Genomic DNA, 23,575 nt, shown 5'->3' with positions numbered 1-23,575 from the left:
TCATGAGGTCCTTAGCCGATTTCGAATTTAATAAAGTGCCGCTTTGCGATGGCATGATCCTGATTTCAGAGATGATTCGCGACGATTTTACGTCGCAGTTTGTCTACGATGAGCTGGAGAATCTGGTCAGCCTGGCGCGTGAAGAGATTAATCAGGCTCGCCCGCAAGACTGGCAATTAGAGAAGCTGCTGGAGCTTTTCTACGGCGAATGGGGTTTCTGCGACACGCGGGGCGTGTATCGCCTGTCTGACGCATTATGGCTGGACCAGGTCTTAAAAAATCGTCAGGGCAGCGCCGTGGCGCTGGGCTCTATTTTGCTATGGGTCGCGCACCGTCTGGATATTCCGCTGGTCCCGGTCATTTTCCCGACGCAGATGATCCTGCGTGCTGAGTGGCTGGACGGCGAAATGTGGCTCATTAATCCTTTCAACGGCGACACGCTGGATGAACATACGCTGGACGTATGGCTGAAAGGCAATATTAGCCCGGTGGCTGAACTCTTCAACGAAGATCTCGACGAGGCGGATAACGCAGAGGTCATTCGTAAGCTGCTGGACACGCTAAAGTCCGCGTTAATGGAAGAGCGTCAGATGGAGCTGGCGTTGCGCGCCAGTGAAGTACTGCTGCAGTTCAACCCGGAAGATCCGTACGAAATCCGCGACAGAGGGCTGATTTATGCCCAGCTCGACTGCGAGCACGTGGCGCTGAACGATCTGAGCTATTTCGTCGAGCAGTGCCCGGAAGACCCCATTAGCGAAATGATTCGTGCGCAGATCAACGCGATCTCGCACAAACAAATTACACTGCATTAATCTTAATTCCGATTCACACCTGAATAAGGCGATCCTATGAAACAAAAAGTGGTTAGCATTGGTGATATCAAGGTAGCAAACGACCTGCCGTTCGTACTGTTTGGCGGCATGAACGTGCTGGAATCCCGCGATCTCGCCATGCGTATCTGCGAACACTACGTGACCGTGACCCAGAAGCTGGGCATCCCGTACGTGTTTAAAGCCTCTTTTGACAAAGCCAACCGCTCCTCCATCAACTCTTACCGTGGCCCGGGCCTGGAAGAGGGTATGAAAATTTTCCAGGAGCTGAAGCAGACGTTTGGCGTGAAAGTGATCACCGACGTGCATGAAGCCTCCCAGGCGCAGCCGGTGGCAGACGTGGTGGACGTGATTCAGCTCCCGGCATTCCTGGCTCGCCAGACCGACCTGGTTGCCGCGATGGCGAAAACCGGTGCCGTGATCAACGTAAAAAAACCACAGTTCGTCAGCCCGGGTCAGATGGGTAACATCGTCGATAAGTTTATCGAAGGTGGTAACGATCAGGTCATCCTGTGCGACCGTGGTGCAAACTTCGGTTACGACAACCTGGTCGTGGATATGCTGGGCTTCAGCGTAATGAAGAACGTCTCTAACCAGTCTCCGGTGATTTTCGACGTGACCCATGCTCTGCAGTGCCGCGACCCGTTTGGCGCCGCGTCCGGCGGCCGCCGTGCTCAGGTGACCGAACTGGCGCGCGCCGGTATGGCAACCGGCCTGGCTGGCCTGTTCATTGAAGCGCACCCGGATCCGGATAACGCAAAATGCGACGGTCCATCCGCGCTGCCGCTGGATAAGCTTGAGCCGTTCCTGAAACAGATCAAAGCGATTGACGATCTGGTGAAGAGCTTCGACGAGCTGGATACCAGCAAATAATAAAAAAACCCGCTTCGGCGGGTTTTTTATGCCTCCCTCTCCCTGGCGGAGAGGGTTAGGGTGGGGGCATCAGCCTGCACCGGCCCACTCTTACGCAAATATCGTCATCAGATACGCAACAAACAACGCCATATGCGCCGCTCCGTTCAGCACGTTGGTGCGCCCGGTGGAGAACGAAATCTGGCACAGCAGCAATGATGCTACCATCACGATCATCTCCGGCGCACCCAGCGCAAACTGCAGCTCGTTACCGGTCATAAAGGCAATCAGCGTCACCACCGGTACGGTGAGTGAAATCGTCGCCAGCACGGAGCCGAAGAACAGGTTCATTGCGCGCTGCACCTGATTATTCAACACCGCTTTCAGCGCGCCCAGCCCTTCAGGGGAAAGGATCAGCAGCGCCACCAGGAAGCCGGTAAACGCCACCGGCGCGTTCAGCTCGGTTAACAGCGTCTCCAGCGGGTTAGCGTTCATCTTGGTAACGGCAATCACCGCAATCAGATGTACGATCAGCCAAACCGTATGCCACGCGCTGCTGTGGGCCGACGGCTTACCGTGGTGCGGATCATCGTCGTCGCCGTCGTCTTCATGCTCATACACAAACAGGCTCTGGTGCGTTTTGGTCTGAATCAACAGGAACACGCCGTACATGGCGGCGGAAATCAGCGCGACCAGCAGCGCCTGACCGGTGGAGAAGTTTGCACCCGGCAGCGCCATCGGGAAGACCAGCACGATAATGGCAAGCGGGAAGAGGGCAATCAGATACTGTTTGATGCCAAACAGGTTCATATACTGGGTCGCGAATTTACGCCCACCCAACAGCAGAGAGAAGCCCACCAGACCACCCGTCACAATCATAATGATCGAGTAAAGCGTATCGCGCATCAGCGTCGGCGCGGCATCGCCGGTCGCCATGAGCGCGGAAATCAGGCTAACTTCGAGAATAACAACGGAAAGGCTGAGAATTAAAGAACCATACGGCTCGCCCAGACGGTGGGCCAGGACGTCCGCATGGCGAACGACGCTAAATGCGCTGGTTAAGATGCCGACCAGGGCAAGAATATTGATACCAACCACCACTGGCAGTGACTGACTGCTTCCCCAGAAGAGCAGCACAGCCAGTGCCAGAACCGGGAAAATGAGTGACGTCTCCTTGTGGCGGGTCTTTACCGCCTCGTGTGTTGCTGTCATGTGCTTCTCCATCAATGCAGGTGCTTGTAATTATAGATAGATTTTTGAGGGCATTAAATTAACAGATCTCTGTTAAATACCCTTAATTTTTTACTTAATTTTACCCTTTTTCATAAATTTAACTCCTGACTCCTGTAATTGACAGCTTTCACATAATATTTATTAAATAACAACTAATTACATGTAATGTTAATCCATAAATTAAGGCCGGGTGGCACGCTGGCATATCGTCGTCCACACTTATCTCTTTAAGCAAAAGAGAGGTGAGTGATGCCATATAAAACGAAACGCGAATTACCCAATAACGTGCAAAACGTGCTGCCCGCTCACGCGCAGGATATCTATAAAGAGGCGTTTAACAGCGCCTGGGATCAATACAAAGACAAGGAAGATCGCCGGGATGATGCCAGCCGTGAAGAGACGGCCCACAAAGTCGCCTGGGCCGCCGTAAAACATGAATATGAAAAAGGAGACGACGATAAATGGCATAAAAAGAAATAGCCGTGAAATAATTCGCTACCTTCATTTTGACTTTTCAGGCGGTTGAACTGCCGTTGTATTGCAACTGGTCCGCTAATTGCTTATCGTTATTCAACTGCTGGCAAAATGACCAGCACCTAAGGCCGGGAAGGCGAATTACAGATGTCGCAAGGAAGCATGCAGTGGCGGAGGTGGAAAGTGTTAACGCGTGATTTCTTAATGAAGGCAGATTGTAAGACGGCATTTGGTGCTATTGAGGAATCGCTTCTCTGGTCAGCTGAACAACGTGCGGCGTCGCTCGCTGCCACGCTTGCCTGCCGCCCGGATGATGGCCCGGTATGGATTTTTGGCTACGGTTCCCTGATGTGGAACCCGGCGCTCGAATTTGTCGAATCGGCAACGGGAACGCTGCCTGGCTGGCACCGCGCATTTTGCCTGCGTCTGACGGCCGGACGCGGCAGCGCGTGCCAGCCCGGGCGCATGCTTGCACTGAAAGAGGGCGGGCGCACCACTGGCGTGGCGTATCGCCTGCCGGATGCCACGCTGGAAGAGGAGCTTACGCTGCTCTGGAAGCGCGAGATGATCACCGGCTGCTACATGCCAAGCTGGTGCAAGCTGGAACTGGACGACGGACGCACCGTCAATGCGCTGGTGTTTATCATGGACCCGCGCCATCCGCTGTATGAAGCGGATACCCGCACGCAGGTGATTGCTCCGTTAATAGCCGCTGCCAGCGGACCGCTGGGTACCAACGCGCAGTATCTCTTCTCCCTCGATCAGGAGTTGACCCGCCTCGGCATGCAGGACGATTGTCTGAATGAGCTGGTGGTGAAGGTGAAGGCGTTGCTGGAAGGGAACCCGCTCAACGGCACGCTGCAACCGGGTTTTGCCTGATATTACGCCCGGCTTGCCGGGCGTTTAATATTATGCTGCCACGTAGCTGATGGAATGCTCCAGAGACTGACTGTGGCTGTCAATCAGCACATCCCATGTGCCGGTGTAGGGCACTGTAAGCCAGGCCTTATCATCCTGTACGGTGAGAATATCCGCCTGGGACTGTTTTTGTGCTTTCGAACTCATCAGATGAATACGACAGCGTTCTGAGCAACGCACCACCACCGTATCCCCGCCAAACAGCTTCAAACTTGTTTTTACCAGTGCCATTTTTTACCCCGTAGTCTTAAACAACGCTCTCCCTGCAGCCATATCCGAGCGTGATGTTGTTCACAATTCACTCATGGCATAACACCAAAGGGGAGGGGGTGGGATGCTGATTTTGATCAAAAAATGGCATAACGATTAAACAAAAATGACAAAATTCCTCAAAATTTCAGCTGGCGCGCGTTTTACCCGCTAAACGCGCGCCGCCAGAAAATTAAATGCGGAAATGACCGGCTGTTTCAGCAAGGTCGCCCGCCTGGCTCTGCAGGGCGCCCGCAGCGGCGGCGGATTGCACGACCAGCTCGGCGTTCTGCTGAACCATTCTGTCGAGATGGGTCACCGCGTGGTTAATCTCATGAATCCCTTTCATCTGCTCGCTGGTGGCGATGGAGATTTCGCGCATGATACCGGAGACGCTGCCGATGCTGGAGCGGATCTCATCCATGCTTTCCCCGGCCAGATGCACGTAGCGGGAGCCGGTCGCCACGCTGTCGGTGGTGGAGTCAATCAGGTATTTGATCTCTTTCGCCGCCTGGGCGCTGCGGCTCGCCAGGTTACGCACTTCGCCCGCCACCACGGCAAACCCGCGTCCCTGCTCACCCGCACGCGCCGCCTCGACGGAGGCGTTCAGCGCCAGAATGTTGGTCTGGAAAGCAATGCCGTCAATCACGCTGGTGATATCGCCAATTTTAGCCGACGCGACTTCGATGGACTGCATAGTGCTGATCGCCTGGGATACCACCTCGCCGCCGCGCGCAGCGGCCGCTGAGGCTTTGCTCGCCTGGTCATTCGCTTCTGCCGCCGATTCGTTCGACTGGGTCACGGAGGCGGTGATCTGCTCCACGGCGCTGGCCGTCTCGCGCAGGCTGGATGCGGCCTGCTCGGTACGTCCGGAAAGATCCTGGTTACCGGCGGCAATCTCCTGCGCAGCGTTTTTAACCGATTCGCTGGCATCACGGAGCTGCACCATCACCACCGACAGCTTATCGCTGAAGGCGTTAAAGGCCTGCGCAATCTGCGCAACCTCGTCCTCGCCGTTGTCCGGCAGGCGCTGGGACAGATCGTTAGTCCCGTTAGCAATGTTGTGCATCGCGTCGCGAATGTCTGACAAACGCTTGAGCAGGCGGGCAATCAGGAAATGCACAATGGCCGCGCTCAGCAGTGCCAGGATCACCAGCGAAATCGCCGAGGCTTTAAGCAGAGAACGCATGCCGGAGGTGGCATCACCGTTGTCGAGCGCGACGACTAACAGCCAGTTTGTGCCCGGCACGGCTGTCGCCACGAAGGTTTTTTCAGCGCCGTTCAGCGTTCCGTCGACGAGGTTACCGCTTTTCAGCGCAGCAAAATCAATGCCTTTGATCGTCTCAGCGAATGGTTTAAGCGTGAGCGCCGGATCGTTAGCGGCAATCACGCTGCCGTCACTGTTCAGAAGCAACCCGCTGCTGGCCGGGGTTGGATGGATCCCGCGCACGTTAGCCACCACGCTGTCCATCGCCACATCGCCCGCCACCACCGCTTTCAGCGTACCATTCTCTTTTACCGGCACGGCGAAGGTTACCACCAGTTTGCCGGTCCCCGCGTCAACGTAGGGCGCGGTGACAACCGGACCGTCCGTGCTGACCACCTGCTGATACCACGGGCGGATAGTCGGGTCATAGTCCGCCGGGACACCCGCCGGTTCAGAGAATTTCGCTGTTTTGCTGGCGTAGCCAACATAGACGTTGGTGAAGCCACCCGCCTGCGCAAGCTGTTTAAACACCGGAACCGGGTCTTCACTCAGCGCAACGGTTTGCGCGGAGGCGATCACCGCCATCTTGCTTTTTACCCAGTCGGCAATCGCCATGTTATGGCTGGCGCTGGTGCTGGTCAGAATATCGCGCTGGGACTGCTGGTTATCCTGGCGCGTGACCTGGAAGTTAATAACGGTATTAAGGAGAAGTGCGACGACCAGACAGCCTGCCGTCGTCGCGATGATGCGTGCACGAATCGATCTGAACATAAGTGAAATACCTGCTGTGTTGTTTCCATGCCTATCGGCAACCCCGCAGGTAAACTTGATGCTGAAACCGCGTCCATAAGAAAATAATATTTTTACGGGTTTATTATTAAAAAGTTAATACTTTATCCGCGGACAGCGTCCACTCGGCCAGCTCAACCAGCGTACCAATCTCTACGCCATCAATCAGCGGCAGACCGGTAATACCGCGGCCATCGGTACAGGTCTTGCAAAGCTTCACCGGTACGTTTTGCGCGGTCAGGATCTCCAGCATCTGCTGAATGTTATAGCCCTCGGCCGGTTTTTGTCCCTTCAGCCCCGCGGTGACCGCGTCCGACATTAAAAAGAGTCGTAACGCGAGGTCACTCTCTTTTTCACGCAGCGCAATCGCCAGGCGCAGGCTGTTAAAAAGGGATTCGCTGCCGTAGGCCGCACCGTTGGCGACGATCACAATCTTTTGCATGTTGACTCCTGTTCTTATAAAGGCACGAATATTGCTTAGCATTCCCGAGTTTCGCTGTTCCGGAGAGAAAGCATGACATTAATGGCTGGCATTTCGCCAGGCGCTGCCGAATGGCTCGAGCGCGCAAAGATGATGCGCCGGGAGCAGCTCAGCAAGCTGGCACAGCTTGGCGAGCTTGTGCACGGCATTAGCCAACTGGTGCACATGTTACAGTGCGAGCGCGGGGCGTCCAACGTCTGGCTCTGCTCACAGGGTAAGCTTTACGCCCCCGAATGCAAAGCCAGCCGGGCGCTGGTGGATGAAAACCTCGCAGCCCTTTACGGCATTCTTGAAACACAGTCGCCGATTCCGGGAAGTGCCGTCTGTGAACGCATCGGCGGCGCGCTCCTGAGCCTGGATATGCTTCCCGCGCTGCGCGACGGAGTTATTCAGCAAACGGTAACGGCACCGCAGGCGATGGAACACTACTCCCGCATGCTTCGCCATCTGCTCAGTATCGTACCGCAGCTTAATGACAGCATTGACGATCCGCAAATAGCCGGGCGTTTTGTCGCCCTGTATAGCCTGATGCAGGGGAAAGAGCTGGCGGGACAGGAGCGGGCGCTGGGGGCGATTGGCTTCACGCAGGGTTTTTTCGATGATGTGACTCGCCAGAGGCTGGTTGACCGCATCGATGGGCAGCAGGCCTGCTTTGAAATCTTTCTCTCGCACAGCCACGCTGAGGTACAGGCCACCTTTGCCTTAAACTGCCAGCCCGATCGTGAAACGGAGCAGCTACGAAGGGTGGCCTGCACCCGCCAGCCCGCCGCCGATAACGGCCATACCGCACTGGCCTGGTTTGCGCTGCAAACCGCGCGCCTTGAGCATCTGCGCGCGCTGGAGGAGACGCTCATCGCCGATCTGATGACGGCGGTGGACGAGCGTATTTACCGTAACGATGAGTACGTGCCTCCCGCCGATGAGCAGGACGATCCGCTGATACAGTACCCGGAAAAACCGTTGCTCACCCTGGTACGCCAGCAGGCGCGTGAGATAGAACAGCTCTCGCGCCAGCTTGCGTCGCTGCGCGATACGCTTGAAGAGCGCAAAGTCATAGATAAAGCGAAAAGCGTTTTGATGACCCACCAGAATATGAGTGAGGAACAGGCCTGGACGGCGCTGCGCAAAATGGCGATGGATAAGAACCAAAGGATGGTGGATATCGCCCGCGCGCTGCTCATGGTGAAGAATTTGTGGCAGGTAATACCAAAGGAGTAGCTGCACGGTTAGCGGGCATTTTGTGCCTGATTGAGGTGCGTAAACCTGAGGAGTAAAGCGGGATACACCGCGAAAACCGCGTGTTAAAACCTGGCATTCGCTTTGCATTATCAGATTAACCATTTTTGACGATGCGCCAACGGCGGTGCATTCGTCTTCGGGATAAAGGCGTCCACTGGTGCTTCGGCATCGTGGGCGCTTTTTTTTGGTTTTTATTCAGGAGTGGTCATGGCGGATTTGTCGAGACGGCGTTTTTTGCAGGCCAGCATGCTGGCGAGTGGCGCAATGCTGTTACCGGGTATTATGCAGGCCGCATGGGCGGCAGGCTCGGATAAACCGGAGCAGGAAACAGTGCGCATCGGGTTTATCCCGCTGACAGACTGCGCGCCCGTGGTTATCGCGGCGCTGAAAGGCTTTGATAAAAAATACGGCATTACCATCGTGCCCACCAAAGAGGCGAGCTGGGCGGCGGTGCGCGACAAGCTGGTGGCGGGCGAGCTTGATGCCGCGCACATTCTCTACGGCCTGCTGTACGGCCTGGAGCTGGGCATTGCCGGCAAGCCGCAGCAGATGGCAAACCTGATGACGCTTAATCAGAACGGCCAGGCGATTACGCTTTCCAGCGATCTGGCGGAGAAGGGCGTTCGAGACCTTGACGGGCTGAAAAAGCTAATTGGTCAGCAGGCGCCCGGCACCTACACCTTCGCGCACACCTTCCCGACCGGGACGCACGCCATGTGGCTCTACTACTGGCTGGCCAGCGCGGGCATTAACCCCTTTGACGACGTGCGCACGGTGGTGGTGCCGCCGCCGCAGATGGTGATGAACATGCGCATTGGCAACATGGTCGGCTTTTGCGTCGGCGAGCCGTGGAACGCGCGGGCGATTAACGACCGCATCGGCTTTACCGCCGCGACGTCACAGTCTGTCTGGGCCGACCATCCGGAAAAAATCCTCGGCACGCGTCGCGACTGGGTGGAGAAAAACCCGCACACCGCGCGGGCGCTGGTCAGCGCGGTGCTGGAGGCCGCACGCTGGATCGAAGCCTCCCCGGAAAACAAGCGCGAGACCGCGCGGATCCTCTCCCGCCGGGCGTGGCTCAACTGCAAGGAACAGTTTCTCACCGGGCGAATGCTCGGCGAGTACGACAACGGCCTGGGCCAGCGCTGGCAGGACGCGCACCCGATCCGTTTCTTCAACGAGGGGGCCGTCAGCTACCCATATCTCTCCGACGGTATGTGGTTCTTAACCCAGTTCCGCCGCTGGGGCTTGCTCAAATCCGCGCCGGACTACGCGGCTATTGCACAGCGCATTAACCAGACCGCTGTCTGGCAGGATGCCGCCACGGCGGTGGGGGGCATCACCACACCGACTTCACCATTACGCAGCAGCACATTGATGGACGGCACCGTCTGGAACGGTACCGACCCGGAAGGATACGCCAGCCGTTTCGCCATTCATCGTAAAGGGGCCTGATTATGCAGCATCTGCAAAAGACGAAATCACCAGATACGCCAGAGAGTGGGGAGGTGATTGTCCTCCCTCCGGTGCAGGTTCGCCGCCGTACGCCGACGTTTGCGCGTCGGATTAACGCGATCATTCAACGCATCATTCCGGCGTTAATCGGTCTGGGACTGCTGGTCGTGCTGTGGCAGCTGGCGGCGATTAACAGCAAAGGTTTCCCGACGCCGCTCAGCACGCTCGATTCCGCCATTACTCTGTTTGCCGATCCGTTTTATCGCGACGGGCCTAACGATATGGGCATCGGCTGGAACGTGCTCGCTTCATTACAGCGCGTGGCGGTGGGCTTTGGCCTGGCCGCGTTCGCCGGGATCCCGCTCGGCTTCCTGATTGGCCGCTTCACCTTTTTTTCGCGCATGTTCGGCCCGCTGATCGCGCTGTTACGCCCGGTTAGCCCGCTGGCCTGGCTGCCCATCGGCCTGCTGCTGTTCCAGAAAGCGGAGCCCGCGTCGAGCTGGACCATTTTTATCTGCTCTATCTGGCCGATGGTGATCAACACCGCCGAAGGCGTGCGCCGCATTCCGCAGGACTACCTCAACGTTGCCCGGGTGCTGCAGCTTTCCGAGTGGACCATCCTGCGCCGCATTCTCTTCCCGGCGGTGCTGCCCGCGGTGCTGACCGGGGTGCGCCTCTCCATCGGCATCGCCTGGCTGGTGATTGTCGCCGCCGAGATGCTGACCGGAGGGCTGGGGATCGGCTTCTGGATCTGGAACGAGTGGAACAACCTCAACGTCGAAAACATTCTCATCGCCATCGTCATCATTGGCGTGGTCGGGCTGCTGCTGGAGCAGGGGCTGATGCTGATCGCCCGGCGCTTTAGCTGGCAGGAAAAATAAGGAGCGAACATGAAACCATTAATTCAGGTCCAGGCCGTGAGCCAGCGTTTTTCCACCGCCAGCGGCGAGTTTCTGGCGCTGCAGAACGTCTCTTTTGATATCCACGAGGGCGAAACCGTGAGCCTGATTGGGCACTCTGGCTGCGGCAAATCGACGCTGCTGAACCTCATCGCCGGTATTACCCTGCCGACCGAAGGTGGGCTGATTTGTGACAACCGCGAAATCGCCGGGCCGGGGCCGGAGCGCGCGGTGGTGTTCCAGAACCACTCGCTGCTGCCGTGGCTCACCTGCTTCGACAACGTGGCCCTGGCGGTAGATCACGTGTTTCGCCACAGCATGAGCAAGGCTGAGCGCCGGGAGTGGATTGAACACAATCTCGACCGCGTGCAGATGGGGCACGCTCTGCACAAGCGTCCGGGGGAGATCTCCGGCGGCATGAAGCAGCGCGTCGGTATTGCCCGCGCGCTGGCGATGAAGCCGAAAGTGCTGCTGATGGATGAACCCTTCGGCGCGCTCGATGCGCTAACGCGCGCTCATCTGCAGGACTCGGTAATGCAGATCCAGCAGGCGCTGAACACCACCATCGTGCTCATTACCCACGACGTGGACGAGGCGGTGCTGCTCTCCGATCGCGTGCTGATGATGACCAACGGCCCGGCGGCGACCGTCGGGGAGATCCTGCGCGTCGATCTGCCGCGCCCGCGCAACCGGGTGCAGCTGGCGGACGACAGCCGCTATCACCACATGCGCCAGCAGATCCTTCATTTCCTCTATGAAAAGCAGCCAAAAGCGGCGTAGCGAGGGGGCTTTGATGCGACTGGTCATTATCGGAAATGGCATGGCGGCTACGCGGCTGATTGCCTCGCTCACCGGGCGTGCTGCAGGTCGTTTCGCTATCACCGTCATCGGTGACGAGCCGGAACATGCCTATAACCGCATCCAGCTTTCGCCGGTGCTGGGCGGTGAAAAGCAGGCTGCAGACATCTGTCTTCAGGATGACGACTGGTACCAGGCGCGCGGCGTGACGTTGCTGCGGGGCGAAAAGGCGATCGCCGTAAACGTGGACACGCGGGAAGTGCAAACCGCCGCCCGCACGCTGGACTGGGATGCGCTGGTGTTTGCCACCGGATCAACGCCCTTTATTCCGCCAATCCCCGGCTGCGATGCGCTGCATGTGTTCACGTTCCGTACCCTGGCAGATACCCGGACCATTCAGGCGATCGTCGGTCCGGCGGTGGTGCTGGGCGGCGGCGTGCTCGGGGTTGAGGCGGCAGCAGCGCTGGCGCGTTCAGGTGACGAGGTCACGCTTGTTCATCGCGGTCCGTGGCTGATGGAGCAGCAGCTGGATCGGCAGGCGGGAATGCTGCTGGAAGAGGCGCTGGCGGCGCGGGGCGTGCGCTGTGAGCTCGTCTCTGGCATCGCAGCGGTGAACGGAGATAGCGTGACGCTGCTTAACGGACGCAGTATCGCCGCCGCGCGCGTGGTGCTGGCGACGGGCGTGCAGCCCAGCGTCGCGCTGGCGCAGGCCAGCGGCATACGCTGCGCGCGCGGCATCGTGGTGGATCACCAGATGCAAACCTCCGAGCCGGACGTCTACGCCATTGGCGAGTGCTGCGAAATTGACGGCCAGACGTTTGGCCTGGTCGCCCCCTGTCTGGCGCAGGCGGATATTCTTGCCGCGCGGCTGGCCGGGGACGTCACCGCGCCGTTTGTCCTGACTGACAGCGGCGTACGCCTCAAGGTGACCGGCGTGGAGCTGTTCAGCCTCGGTCGCGCGGCAGAGCAGGAGGGCGACGTGGTCTGGAGCGCATGGGATCCGTTGACCCGTCACTATCGTCGTTTACTGATCCATCAGGGGGCGCTGGCTGGCGTGCTGCTGATGGGGGACTGCCGCAGCGCGGCTACATTTACCGATTTACTGGCAACGGCTGCGCCCGCACACGCGGACTGGCTGTTCGATCGTTTCACTACGCAACCGCAGGTTGCAGGACAGAACGCTATGACAAAACCTACTCTGGTGGTGGTTGGGCACGGTATGGTCGGCCATCATTTCCTCGAAGACTGCGTTAACCGCAATCTGCATCAGCAGTATCAGATCGTTGTCTTTGGCGAGGAGCGCTATGCCGCCTATGACCGCGTGCATCTGTCGGAATATTTTGGCGGCCGCAGCGCGGCGTCGCTTTCGCTGGTGGAGGGGAATTTCTTTGCCGACAACGGCATTGAGCTGCGCCTGTCGCAGCAGATCGTCGCTATCGATCGCGACGCGCGCGTGGTGCGTACCGCCAGCGGGCACGAAACCCACTGGGACAAGCTGGTACTGGCGACCGGCTCATACCCGTTCGTGCCGCCCGTGCCGGGCAACGATTTGCCGGGCTGTTTTGTCTACCGCACCCTTGACGACCTGGACAACATTGCGGCGCACGCGGCGGGCTCGCGCCGCGGCGTGGTGATTGGCGGCGGCCTGCTCGGGCTGGAGGCGGCGAATGCCCTGAAGCAGCTCGGGCTGGAAACCCACGTGGTGGAATTTGCGCCTAACCTGATGGCGGTCCAGCTCGACGGCGACGGCGCGATGATGCTGCGCAAGAAAATTGAGGCGCTGGGCGTCGGCGTTCACACCAGTAAAGCGACAACGGAGATCGCCACGGCGGACGGCGGGCTGGTGCTGCGCTTTGCCGATGGCGAACAGCTGGAAACGGACATGGTGGTCTTTTCTGCCGGCATTCGTCCCCAGGACGCGCTGGCGCGCAGCTGCGGGCTGGCTATCGGCGAACGCGGCGGGATCTGCATTGACGACGGTTGCCAGACCTCCGATCCAGACGTGCTGGCCATCGGTGAATGCGCGCTGTGGGAAGGGAAAATCTTCGGTCTGGTCGCGCCCGGCTATCAGATGGCGCGGGTGGCCGCCGCCGCGCTGGCGGGTGAGGATAAAACCTTCGCCGGCGCGGATATGAGCACTAAGCTCAAGCTGCTCGGCGTGGACGTCGCCTCGTTCGGCGACGCTCACGGGCGCACGCCGGGGGCGCTGAGCTATCAGTGGACGCACGGTCCGCAGCAAATCTACAAGAAAATCGTGGTCAGCCACGACGGCAAAACGCTGCTCGGTGGCGTGCTGGTGGGTGACGCCAGCGAATACGCCACGCTGGTGCAGATGATGCTTAACGGGATAGCCCTGCCAAAAGAGCCGGAAACGCTGATATTACCCGCGTCGTCAGGCAGCGCGCCGAAAGCGCTCGGCGTGGCGGCGCTGCCGGAAAGCGCGCAAATCTGTTCGTGTCATAACGTCAGCAAGGGCGATATCTGCCGGGCGGTGAGCTCGGGCGCGACGGATATCGGCGCCGTTAAGCAGTGCACCAAAGCGGCGTCCGGCTGCGGGGGATGTAGCGCGCTGGTGAAGCAGGTGATGGAGTTCCAGCTGGCGGAGCAGGGCGTGGAGGTGAAAAAGGACATCTGCGAGCACTTCCCGTACTCGCGCCAGGAGATTTACCACCTCGTGCGCGTCAACCATATTCGCACCTTTGACCAGCTTATCAGCCGCTACGGACAGGGACACGGGTGCGAAATTTGTAAGCCGCTGGTGGGGTCAGTGCTTGCCTCGTGCTGGAACGAGTATCTGCTGAAACCGGCACACCTGCCGCTGCAGGACACCAATGACCGCTACTTCGCCAATATCCAGAAAGACGGTACCTACTCTATCGTGCCGCGCATGCCGGCGGGGGAAGTGACCGCGGACGGGCTGATCGCCATCGGGCAGATTGCGAAACGCTACAGCCTGTACAGCAAAATTACCGGCGGGCAGCGTATCGACCTTTTCGGCGCCACTCTTGAACAGCTGCCTATGATCTGGCAGGCGCTGGTCGAGGCCGGGTTTGAAACCGGGCACGCTTACGGGAAATCCCTGCGCACGGTGAAATCCTGCGTCGGTTCAACCTGGTGCCGCTACGGGGTGCAGGACTCCACCGGCCTCGCGGTCAGGCTTGAGCACCGCTACAAGGGGCTGCGCGCGCCGCACAAAATCAAAATGGCGGTCTCCGGCTGCACCCGCGAGTGCGCGGAGGCGCAGAGCAAAGACGTTGGGGTGATTGCCACCGATAAAGGCTGGAACCTCTATCTCTGCGGCAACGGCGGGATGAAGCCGCGCCATGCGGATCTCTTCGCCAGCGATCTGGATGACGAAACGTTAATCCGCACCGTCGACCGCTTCCTGATGTTCTACATCCGCACGGCGGAACGCCTGCAGCGCACCAGCACCTGGATGGATAACCTGGAAGGCGGTCTCGACTACCTGCGGGAGGTGATCCTCAACGACAGCCTGGGTATCGCCCACGAGCTGGAGCAGGAGATGGCCCGGGTGGTGGAAACCTATCAGTGCGAATGGCAAACAACGCTTAACGATCCCAACCGGCTGGCGCTGTTCCGCACGACGGTGAACGACACCGCGCCGGATGAAAGCAAGCGCTGGCAGGAAATTTGCGGCATCGACGATATCCCCGAGCAGGCGGGCATCGGTGCGCGGCTTGGACGTAAGCCGATTGCGCTTTTCCGTTTTGGCAAAACCGTTTACGCCCTCGACGATCGGGAACCGGGCGGTAATGCGAACGTGCTTTCACGCGGCATTCTTGGCGATGCGGCGGGCGAGCCGGTGGTGATTTCACCGCTGTATAAGCAGCGCATTCGCCTGCGCGACGGCTGTCAGGTAGAGAACGGCGAACCCGCGGTGCGCGCCTGGCCGGTGAAAATTGAAAACGGCAAGGTATGGGTTGGCAGCGACGCCCTGGTAATGCGTGCGGAGGCTTCATGACGGAAATCCGGACAACGTGCCCCTACTGCGGGGTCGGCTGCGGCGTAGTTGCCAGCGTGGAAGGTGAAGCGGTCAGCGTTCGGGGAGATGAAACCCATCCTGCGAACCTGGGACGTCTGTGCGTGAAAGGATCGGCCCTGGGGGAAACGACGGGGTTACAGGGGCGATTGCTGCGCCCCGTTGTTGACGGACTTGAGGTGGACTGGGCGCAGGCGCTGAACGCGGCAGGGGAGCGTCTGCGGGAGATTATCGACACATGGGGACCGCAGGCGGTGGCGTTTTACGCCTCGGGACAATTGCTTACCGAGGACTACTACGCCGCCAACAAGCTGATGAAAGGGTTTATCGGTGCGGCAAACATCGATACCAACTCCCGGCTCTGCATGTCTTCGGCGGTGGTGGGCTACAAGCGCGCCTTCGGCGAAGACGTGGTGCCGTGCAGCTACGAGGACGTCGAAAACAGCGAGCTGGTGGTGCTGGTGGGTTCAAACGCGGCCTGGACGCATCCGGTGCTCTATCAGCGGCTGGTGCAGGCGAAGCGCAACAACCCGCAGATGAAGGTGGTGGTAATCGATCCGCGCAGAACCGCCACCTGTGATATTGCTGACCTGCATCTGGCGCTCGCCCCCGGCAGCGACGCCGGTCTGTTTGTAGGATTGCTCAATCTGATTCAGGGGACCGAAGCGTGGCCGATTGCCCGCGTGGCGGCGTTTTGCGATCTTCCGTCAGAAGACATTGGTACCTTTTACGACTGGTTTATCACCGCGCCTCGCGCAATTACGCTCTACACCATGGGTATCAACCAGTCCGCCAGCGGCAGCGACAAGTGTAACGCTATTATTAACGTTCATCTTGCCAGCGGGAAGTTCAACCGTCCGGGCTGCGGCCCGTTTTCGCTGACCGGACAGCCAAACGCCATGGGAGGAAGGGAGGTGGGCGGACTGGCGAACCAGCTGGCGGCACACATGAACTTTGAGCCGGACGATCTTTCGCGGGTGGCGCGTTTCTGGGGAACGGAACGGCTGGCGCAGACGCCGGGCCTGATGGCGGTGGAGTTGTTTGACGCCATTGCCCGCGGTGAGGTGAAGGCGGTGTGGATCATGGGCACCAACCCTGCCGTGTCGCTGCCGGACAGCCACGCGGTGTGTCAGGCGCTGGCGGGCTGCCCGCTGGTGATGGTCTCTGAGGTGATGAACGATACTGACACCAGCCGGTTCGCCCATATCCGTTTTCCGGCTTTGGGCTGGGGAGAAAAGGACGGGACGGTGACCAATTCCGAGCGGCGCATTTCACGCCAGCGCGCGTTTCTGCCTGCGCCGGGCGAGGCGAAGCCGGACTGGTGGATGGTCGCGCAGATGGCGAAGCGGCTGGGCTACGGCGAGGCCTTTGCCTGGCAACATCCGCACGAGATTTTTTGCGAACATGCGGCGCTGACGACCTTTGAAAATGACGGCGCGCGGGCATTGAATCTTCATGACCTGGCTGCACTAACCCGTGAGGAGTGGGATCAGCTTGAGCCTTATCAGTGGCCGACAGGGGATTTCCCGCGTCGAAACATTGTTCCCGTTAATCCTCTGTCGCACGGTGCGACGGTCAGCGCGTTGTACCCGCTGATTCTTAACTCGGGGCGCATCCGCGATCAGTGGCATACCATGACCCGAACGGGATACGTAGCCAGACTGATGCAGCATATCGCCGAACCGTTTGTTGAGGTTTGCCCCGCAGACGCCGTTCGGCTTTCCCTGTGCGACGGCCAGCTGGCGCGAATTAGCTCGCCGCGCGCCGTGATGGTCGTCAGAGTACGAATCAATGATGGGATACGGGAAGGCGAGGCGTTTGCCCCGATGCACTGGAACGCTGAGTTTGCCCGCCAGGGAAAGGTGAATGCCCTGGTGGAAGGGCGCTGCGATCCGGTTTCGGGCCAGCCGGAGAGTAAACAAACCGCGGTCAGAATTCTGCCGTGGCAGCCTGCCTGGCAGGGGGAACTCTATGCCCGGGAATGGCCGGAAATGCCTTCTTCGGTTTACTGGTGGCGCAAAGCCTCACGTCTGACGGTGGCGTGCGATAAACCTTTGCTGTCGTGGGTAATGGAATACGCCGGCGTCCGGGGCTGGCAGCTGCAGGTTGCCCAAACCGGCGAACGCAGCAGCGTGCTGGCCTGGCATGAAGGCCAGCTGATGCTGGGCTTCTGGGAGGGCACCGCGTTACCGGCGCTGGCGCATACGGTGATTGAAGCCGCTTTTCAAGCCCCACCCGTGCTTCTCGCAGAACGCCACGCCTTGCTGAACGGACAGAGCGTCGGGAAGGATGCGGATCCGGGACGCATCATCTGCAGCTGTTTCAGCGTCGGGGAGAATACGATACGGGAGGCGATCGTCGGAGGGTGTGATTCCGTCAACGCGCTGGGGGCGAAGCTGCGCTGTGGTACGAACTGTGGTTCCTGCGTGCCGGAGCTGAAAGGGCTGTTTCAGGATAATCCTGAAATGTCCGCCAGGACTGCATTTCAGGGCTTATCGCGTTAACATAATAAGAGTTTATTCATAAACACAGGTTCTTATTGACGACGTTGATGGCTGTATCGTCCCGCATTCGTTTGCTGTTTTTACTCCCCCTTCTTACGGTCGGAGCCGTTCACGGTGCGCCGAATTCCTTTATCCAGCAGGCACAAAATCCCTTTGATAACGACGGGGATAACCTGCCCGACCTCGGAATGGCGGCGCCAACCGGCGAGGGGGGGAAGCATCTGGCCGAAATGGCGAAAGCCTTTGGTGAAGCCAGCATGACCGACAATGGACTGACGACCGGCGAGCAGGCGCGTCAGTTCGCGTTTGGCCAGGTGCGCGACGCGGTAAGCGGCGAAGTGAACCAGCAGATTGAATCCTGGCTTTCGCCCTGGGGGAACGCCAGCGTGAACTTACTGGTGGATAACGATGGCAAATTTAACGGCAGCAGCGGGAGCTGGTTTATCCCGTGGAATGATAACAACCGTTATCTAAGCTGGAGCCAGCTTGGCCTGACCCAGCAGACGGATGGCCTGGTGAGTAACGCTGGAATCGGCCAGCGCTGGGTCGCCGGGAAATGGCTGCTGGGTTACAACACTTTTTACGATAACCTGCTGGATGAAAACCTGCAGCGTGCCGGGCTGGGCGCGGAAGCGTGGGGGGAAAATCTGCGCCTGTCAGCCAACTATTATCAGCCCTTTGCCGGCTGGCGCGATCGCTCTGACCTCCAGGAGCAGCGCATGGCGCGCGGCTATGACGTCACCGCTAAAGCCTGGCTGCCGTGGTTCCATCACCTGAACACCAGCGTCAGCTTCGAGCAATACTTTGGCGATAACGTCGATCTCTTCAACAGCGGAACCGGCTACCACAATCCGGTAGCGGTGAATCTGGGGCTTAACTACACCCCCGTCCCGCTGGTCACGTTGACTGCCGGGCATAAGCAGGGCGAAAGCGGCGAGAGCCAGAATAACCTCGGGCTGAAGCTCAACTATCGCTTTGGCGTGCCGCTGGTGAAACAGCTTTCCGCCGGTGAAGTCGCCGCTACGCGATCCCTGCGCGGAAGCCGCTACGACTCGCCGGAGCGCAATAGCCTGCCGGTGATGGAGTTCCGTCAGCGCAAAACGCTGTCCGTGTGGCTGGCAACGCCTCCGTGGGATCTGAAAGGGGGCGAGACCGTCATGCTGAAGCTCCAGGTCCGCAGCACGCACGGCATTCGTCAGATCCACTGGCAGGGGGATACGCAGGCATTGAGCCTGACGTCACCGGCGAAAAGCAACAGCACAGACGGCTGGAGCGTGATTATGCCTGCCTGGGATGACAGCGAAGGGGCGACAAACCGCTGGCACCTGTCGGCGGTGGTGGAAGATGAGAAAGGCCAGCGCGTCTCGTCCAATGAGATCGCGCTTGCGGTGGTGCAGCCGCTGGTCGCATTGCCTGACGACGATCCGCGCTGGAAGCTGCTGCCGGATGAGTAGCTCTTAAAAAATGCGTTCCTGATGCACCCACACCGCGGCTTCGACGCGGGATTTAAGCTTCATTTTCTTCAGCATATGCTTCACGTGCACTTTGACCGTACTTTCCGTGATGTCCAGACGACGGGCGATCATTTTATTCGGCAACCCCTGGGCAATGAGCTTGAGAATGTCGCGCTCGCGCGGCGTTAGCTGGCTGACGTCGCGGTCAGAGGTGGCGCGGTTGGCGCGCAGGCTGGCGGCCAGCACCGGCGTTAAGGCTTCGCTGAGAACCATCTCGCCCGCCGCAGCCTGCTGCAGCGCCTTAAGCAAGTCTTCCGGCTCCATGTCTTTGAGCAGATAACCATCCGCCCCGCGCTTCAGCGCCGTGACCACATCCTCTTCATGGTTCGAGACGCTAAAGACGACGATGCGCCCGGAAAGCGATTTTTCCCGCAGCTTGTCGAGGGTCTCCAGACCGTTCATGCCGGGCATATTCAGATCGAGCAGGATCAGATCGGGATCGAGGGATTCGGCAAGCTCAATGCCCTGTTCGCCGTTGCTGGCTTCGCCAACCACCGTGATATCGGGCGCCATGCTGACCAGCTGTTTCACGCCAGTACGCAGCATCGGATGGTCGTCGATCAACAGGATGGATGCCGGTTCCTGATTAGTCATGGGTTTCTCCTTGAGCAGTTGTAAGCGGTTTCTCGGGAATAAAGGTGACGACAACTTCCGTGCCGCCCGTCTCTCTCCGGCGAACCTGGCAATCACCGCGCAGGCTTTGGGCGCGGTCTCGCATAATAATTAAACCATAGTGGTTAGTGCGTTCGGCATTTTCCGGCACGCCGCGGCCGTTGTCGTGAACCGTAAGCTTCACCTGGTTGTTGTGCTGGCTGACGGTGACCGTTACCGCCGTCGCGCCGGAGTGCTTGAGCACGTTGCTCAACGCTTCACGGGCGATCTGCAGTAAATGTATGGCCTGATGGGAGGGGACAAACCGCGGCGGCAGCTGGTAGTCAAGCTTCACCGGGAACCCCAGCCGGGCGCTAAATTCATGACAGCTGGCCTCCAGCGCCGGGCGCAGGCCCGGCTCGGTCAGCTGCAGGCGGAAGGTGGTCAGCAGCTCGCGAAGCTGTACCCAGGAGGTGTTCAGCTCGTTGCGGATCTGGCTAAGCAGCTGCTTATTGCTTTCCGGCATCTCTGCATCCTGCATCTGCAGGCAGCTCACCTGCATTTTCATACAGGAGAGCGACTGGGCGATAGAGTCGTGAAGCTCGCGGGCGATGGTTGCGCGCTCCTCCATGACGATAAGCTGCTGTTGCTTTTCCTGATGCCTGTCGAGCGCCAGCGTGGCCGTTAGCTGTTCGACCAGCGTATCGACCAGCTGCTGCTGGTCGTGGCTCAGGTGACGCCCGGCTGGCAGCGTTGCCAGCAGAATACCGTACTGAGTGTGGCTGTCGGTCAGGCGCCACTTCAGGGTGGTGCCGCCGGACGTCAGCGGCGGCAGGCCACGAGGGCAAAGATGGCAGCCTTTGTCATCGCACGACATATCCGACTGGCAGGTAAATTCCTGATGGTTATCTTCGTCTTCCACGTCGTAGACGCGCAGCTCAAGGTCGTGCAGCAGGGTCAGATTTTGCAGGCCGTTCAGCACCGGAGAGAGGCGCTCGCATAGCGGCACCTGCATGTGCAGACGGCGGTTGGCTTGCCACAGGAAGGAGAGGATCTCGTTTTTCTGCTCCAGTCCCGCCGTTTTTTCCTGAACGCGCTGTTCCAGTACCGCGTAGCTCTCGGAGAGCTCTGCCGACATGGTGTTGAGCGCCTGGCCAAGCATGGCCATCTCGTTACGCCCGCTGATGTGCGTGCGCTGGGTAAAATCGCGTGCGGTCACCGCGCGGGCCATCGCCAGCAGCTGTTTCCACGGGTTCAGCAGCCGCGCGCGGAGCCAGACGATGGTGAAGATCAGCAGCAGCCCCATAAACAGCGCCATTGCGCGGTGCACCATCACCACCCGGTCGATGCGTAATTCGGTCGTCTGGTCAAAAGCGGAGACCAGCGCATCAATACGTGAGACGAACCCCGCAACGTCCTGCGCAACGGTTTCCGTGCTGCGAGCCTGTTTCAGCCCGGGCTGCAGCTGGGTGTGCCAGTAACCCTGAAGGGCGTTAAGCTGGGACTGCTGACCGGCGCGGATGGCGGCGTTTTCCAGCTCGGGGCTGAAGACCGTGCGCTCCATTTCATCAATCAGAGGCCGATCGTCCTGCGTCAGGGGGACCGACGCCAGCAGGCGATAACTCTGCATGCGTAGCGAGCCTGCCTCGTTGATGGCATGCGCATTACCCTGTACTCCCTGTACCAGCCAGCCGGAGATCGCCATGCCGGTCACGCCGATGGCGGTGGACAGCAAAACAATCAGGGCTAGCTGATTCACGAGCGTCAGCGGAGATAAACATCTTTTTAACATAGAGGTGGCGTGCTCCTGACGTGGCCTGCTTGCAGGAATGGCGCTATTCTGGTGCATACCCTGGAGTATACCCATACCAATAAAGGATTACCCCTAAATTGCCAACGGAGTAGGGGCAAGGAGGTGGGAGTAGCCAGGAACCGTCAGTGCCGTGAAAAACCACGTCTTTTTTACCGAATTAGCCTACTCACTAAGGGTGAGACCTTATTTTGCGCCGCAAATCCTCCCACTTTTCCTTTGATTTATATCAACTTACCGCCGCCCTAAAACCCTAATGTTTGCAGCATCATTCGAGAATCAGAGGTGTCTATGAGTCACTCATCCGCTCCCGAAAGGGAAAATGGTGCCGTTATTACAGACTGGCGTCCAGAGGATCCGGCGTTCTGGCAACAGCGCGGCCATCGTGTAGCAAGCCGGAATCTTTGGATTTCCGTGCCGTGTTTGTTATTGGCGTTTTGCGTATGGATGTTGTTTAGCGCGGTGGCGGTAAACCTGCCGAAAGTGGGTTTTACGTTTACGACCGATCAGCTGTTTATGCTGACCGCGCTGCCGTCGCTGTCAGGCGCGCTGCTGCGTGTGCCTTACGCGTTTATGGTGCCGGTCTTTGGCGGCCGTCGCTGGACGGCATTCAGTACGGGCATCATGATCGTCCCCTGCGTCTGGCTCGGCTTCGCGGTGCAGGATACCTCTACGCCGTTCAGCGTATTCGTGATTATCTCCCTGCTGTGCGGTTTTGCGGGTGCGAACTTCGCCTCCAGCATGGCAAACATCAGCTTCTTCTTCCCGAAAGCGAAGCAGGGCGGCGCGCTGGGTATTAACGGCGGTCTGGGCAATATGGGCGTGAGCGTGATGCAGCTGATTGCCCCGCTGGCGATCTCTGTTTCTATTTTTGCGGCCTTTGGCGGCGGTGGCGTTGAGCAGGCGGATGGTTCTTCCCTCTATCTGCAGAACGCCGCCTGGATCTGGGTACCTTTCCTGGTGGTCTTCACCCTCGCAGCCTGGTTCTTTATGAACGACCTGTCCGCGTCGAAGGCGTCGCTTAGCGAACAGCTGCCGGTGCTGAAGCGTGGACACCTCTGGGTGATGGCGCTGCTGTATCTGGCCACCTTCGGTTCGTTTATCGGCTTCTCGGCGGGCTTCGCGATGCTGTCGAAAACGCAGTTCCCGGAGATTCAGATCCTGCACTTTGCCTTCTTCGGGCCGTTTATTGGTGCCCTTGCACGTTCGCTGGGCGGCATGGTCTCTGACCGCCTGGGCGGTACCCGCGTGACGCTGGTTAACTTCGTGGTGATGGCGGTCTTCTGCGCGCTGCTGTTCCTCACGCTGCCGGCCGACGGGCAGGGCGGTAACTTCATCGCCTTCTTCGGTGTGTTTATGGTGCTGTTCCTGACGGCGGGGCTGGGGAGTGCGTCCACCTTCCAGATGATCTCCGTGATCTTCCGTAAGCTGACGATGGATCGCGTGAAAGCGCAGGGCGGGAGCGAAGAGCAGGCAATGCGCGAAGCGGCGACGGATACGGCTGCGGCGCTGGGCTTTATCTCAGCCATCGGCGCGATTGGCGGCTTCTTTATCCCGAAAGCGTTCGGTATCTCTCTGGATCTGACCGGCTCTCCGGCTGGCGCCATGAAAGTTTTCCTCGTCTTCTATATCGCCTGCGTCGTGATTACGTGGCTGGTATATGGCCGTAATACCAAAAAAAATAAGTAAGTGTGATTATCCGTTTACGCGGCCTTCGGGCCGCGTTTTTTTA

18 protein-coding genes are annotated in these 23,575 nt (G+C 59.1%); 12 read left to right on the top strand and 6 right to left on the bottom strand.

Features of this window, described 5'->3' with window-relative positions; translation table 11 throughout:
- Positions 1-2: 2 nt before the first annotated feature.
- Entirely contained in the window at positions 3-812 is an 810-nt protein-coding gene (sirB1, locus tag ACW9E7_RS11080; protein WP_024907069.1) for an invasion regulator SirB1, read from the top strand.
- Between the two features lie 36 nt (positions 813-848).
- Positions 849-1,703, top strand: a complete 855-nt coding sequence (kdsA, locus tag ACW9E7_RS11075; protein ID WP_104950756.1) for a 3-deoxy-8-phosphooctulonate synthase — start codon at positions 849-851, stop codon at positions 1,701-1,703.
- 90 nt (positions 1,704-1,793) lie between these two features.
- Here the strand turns inward: kdsA and chaA are convergent, their stop codons facing one another.
- A complete protein-coding gene (gene chaA / locus ACW9E7_RS11070; protein ID WP_039024239.1) occupies positions 1,794-2,894 on the bottom strand; it encodes a sodium-potassium/proton antiporter ChaA in 1,101 nt (366 codons plus the stop codon).
- Positions 2,895-3,164: 270 nt separating this feature from the next.
- On the opposite strand from chaA, the gene chaB reads away from it, so the two are divergent.
- Positions 3,165-3,395, top strand: a complete 231-nt coding sequence (gene chaB, locus ACW9E7_RS11065; protein WP_458727778.1) for a putative cation transport regulator ChaB — start codon at positions 3,165-3,167, stop codon at positions 3,393-3,395.
- Positions 3,396-3,572: 177 nt separating this feature from the next.
- Complete coding sequence (locus ACW9E7_RS11060; protein ID WP_458727777.1) at positions 3,573-4,268, top strand: gamma-glutamylcyclotransferase; 696 nt, start codon at positions 3,573-3,575, stop codon at positions 4,266-4,268.
- Positions 4,269-4,298: 30 nt separating this feature from the next.
- Here ACW9E7_RS11060 and ACW9E7_RS11055 read toward each other — a convergent pair whose 3' ends face one another.
- From ACW9E7_RS11055 to ACW9E7_RS11045, 3 genes are all read right to left on the bottom strand, one after another.
- A complete protein-coding gene (locus ACW9E7_RS11055; RefSeq protein WP_111965917.1) occupies positions 4,299-4,538 on the bottom strand; it encodes a DUF1883 domain-containing protein in 240 nt (79 codons plus the stop codon).
- A gap of 211 nt (positions 4,539-4,749) precedes the next feature.
- Positions 4,750-6,534 carry a methyl-accepting chemotaxis protein gene (locus tag ACW9E7_RS11050; RefSeq protein WP_458727776.1) on the bottom strand — a complete coding sequence of 595 codons (1,785 nt, stop codon included), beginning with the start codon at positions 6,532-6,534 and terminating at the stop codon, positions 4,750-4,752.
- 106 nt (positions 6,535-6,640) lie between these two features.
- The gene (locus ACW9E7_RS11045; RefSeq protein WP_008499522.1) at positions 6,641-6,994 is read right to left on the bottom strand and encodes a DsrE/DsrF/TusD sulfur relay family protein; all 354 of its coding nucleotides are present in this window, start codon (positions 6,992-6,994) and stop codon (positions 6,641-6,643) included.
- 72 nt (positions 6,995-7,066) lie between these two features.
- On the opposite strand from ACW9E7_RS11045, the gene nasR reads away from it, so the two are divergent.
- From nasR to ACW9E7_RS11010, 7 genes are all read left to right on the top strand, one after another.
- On the top strand, positions 7,067-8,251 hold the full coding sequence (gene nasR / locus ACW9E7_RS11040) for a nitrate regulatory protein NasR (protein ID WP_458727775.1): 1,185 nt from the start codon (positions 7,067-7,069) through the stop codon (positions 8,249-8,251).
- A 228-nt stretch (positions 8,252-8,479) separates the two neighbouring features.
- Positions 8,480-9,727 (top strand): CmpA/NrtA family ABC transporter substrate-binding protein, encoded by a 1,248-nt coding sequence (locus ACW9E7_RS11035; RefSeq protein WP_133294619.1) that lies wholly within the window; start codon positions 8,480-8,482, stop codon positions 9,725-9,727.
- A 2-nt stretch (positions 9,728-9,729) separates the two neighbouring features.
- Entirely contained in the window at positions 9,730-10,608 is an 879-nt protein-coding gene (gene ntrB / locus ACW9E7_RS11030; protein ID WP_127731329.1) for a nitrate ABC transporter permease, read from the top strand.
- 9 nt (positions 10,609-10,617) lie between these two features.
- Entirely contained in the window at positions 10,618-11,406 is a 789-nt protein-coding gene (locus tag ACW9E7_RS11025; RefSeq protein ID WP_033145769.1) for an ABC transporter ATP-binding protein, read from the top strand.
- A 13-nt stretch (positions 11,407-11,419) separates the two neighbouring features.
- Positions 11,420-15,406, top strand: a complete 3,987-nt coding sequence (nirB, locus tag ACW9E7_RS11020; protein ID WP_458727774.1) for a nitrite reductase large subunit NirB — start codon at positions 11,420-11,422, stop codon at positions 15,404-15,406.
- A complete protein-coding gene (locus ACW9E7_RS11015; protein WP_458727773.1) occupies positions 15,403-17,928 on the top strand; it encodes a nitrate reductase in 2,526 nt (841 codons plus the stop codon). The genes nirB and ACW9E7_RS11015 overlap by 4 nt, the downstream gene beginning before the upstream one ends.
- 47 nt (positions 17,929-17,975) lie before the next feature.
- On the top strand, positions 17,976-19,382 hold the full coding sequence (locus ACW9E7_RS11010; protein ID WP_458727772.1) for a YchO/YchP family invasin: 1,407 nt from the start codon (positions 17,976-17,978) through the stop codon (positions 19,380-19,382).
- A 3-nt stretch (positions 19,383-19,385) separates the two neighbouring features.
- Here ACW9E7_RS11010 and narL read toward each other — a convergent pair whose 3' ends face one another.
- Positions 19,386-20,036 carry a two-component system response regulator NarL gene (gene narL, locus ACW9E7_RS11005; protein ID WP_008499531.1) on the bottom strand — a complete coding sequence of 217 codons (651 nt, stop codon included), beginning with the start codon at positions 20,034-20,036 and terminating at the stop codon, positions 19,386-19,388.
- Complete coding sequence (narX, locus tag ACW9E7_RS11000; protein ID WP_111965926.1) at positions 20,029-21,825, bottom strand: nitrate/nitrite two-component system sensor histidine kinase NarX; 1,797 nt, start codon at positions 21,823-21,825, stop codon at positions 20,029-20,031. The genes narL and narX overlap by 8 nt, the downstream gene beginning before the upstream one ends.
- A gap of 309 nt (positions 21,826-22,134) precedes the next feature.
- Here narX and ACW9E7_RS10995 point away from each other — a divergent pair, with 309 nt between their 5' ends.
- Complete coding sequence (locus ACW9E7_RS10995) at positions 22,135-23,532, top strand: NarK family nitrate/nitrite MFS transporter (RefSeq protein ID WP_048989619.1); 1,398 nt, start codon at positions 22,135-22,137, stop codon at positions 23,530-23,532.
- Positions 23,533-23,575: the final 43 nt, after the last annotated feature.

The sequence above is a fragment of the Enterobacter sp. H2G27 genome, from assembly GCF_054403075.1.
This window is presented reverse-complemented; position numbering and strand designations above follow the sequence as displayed.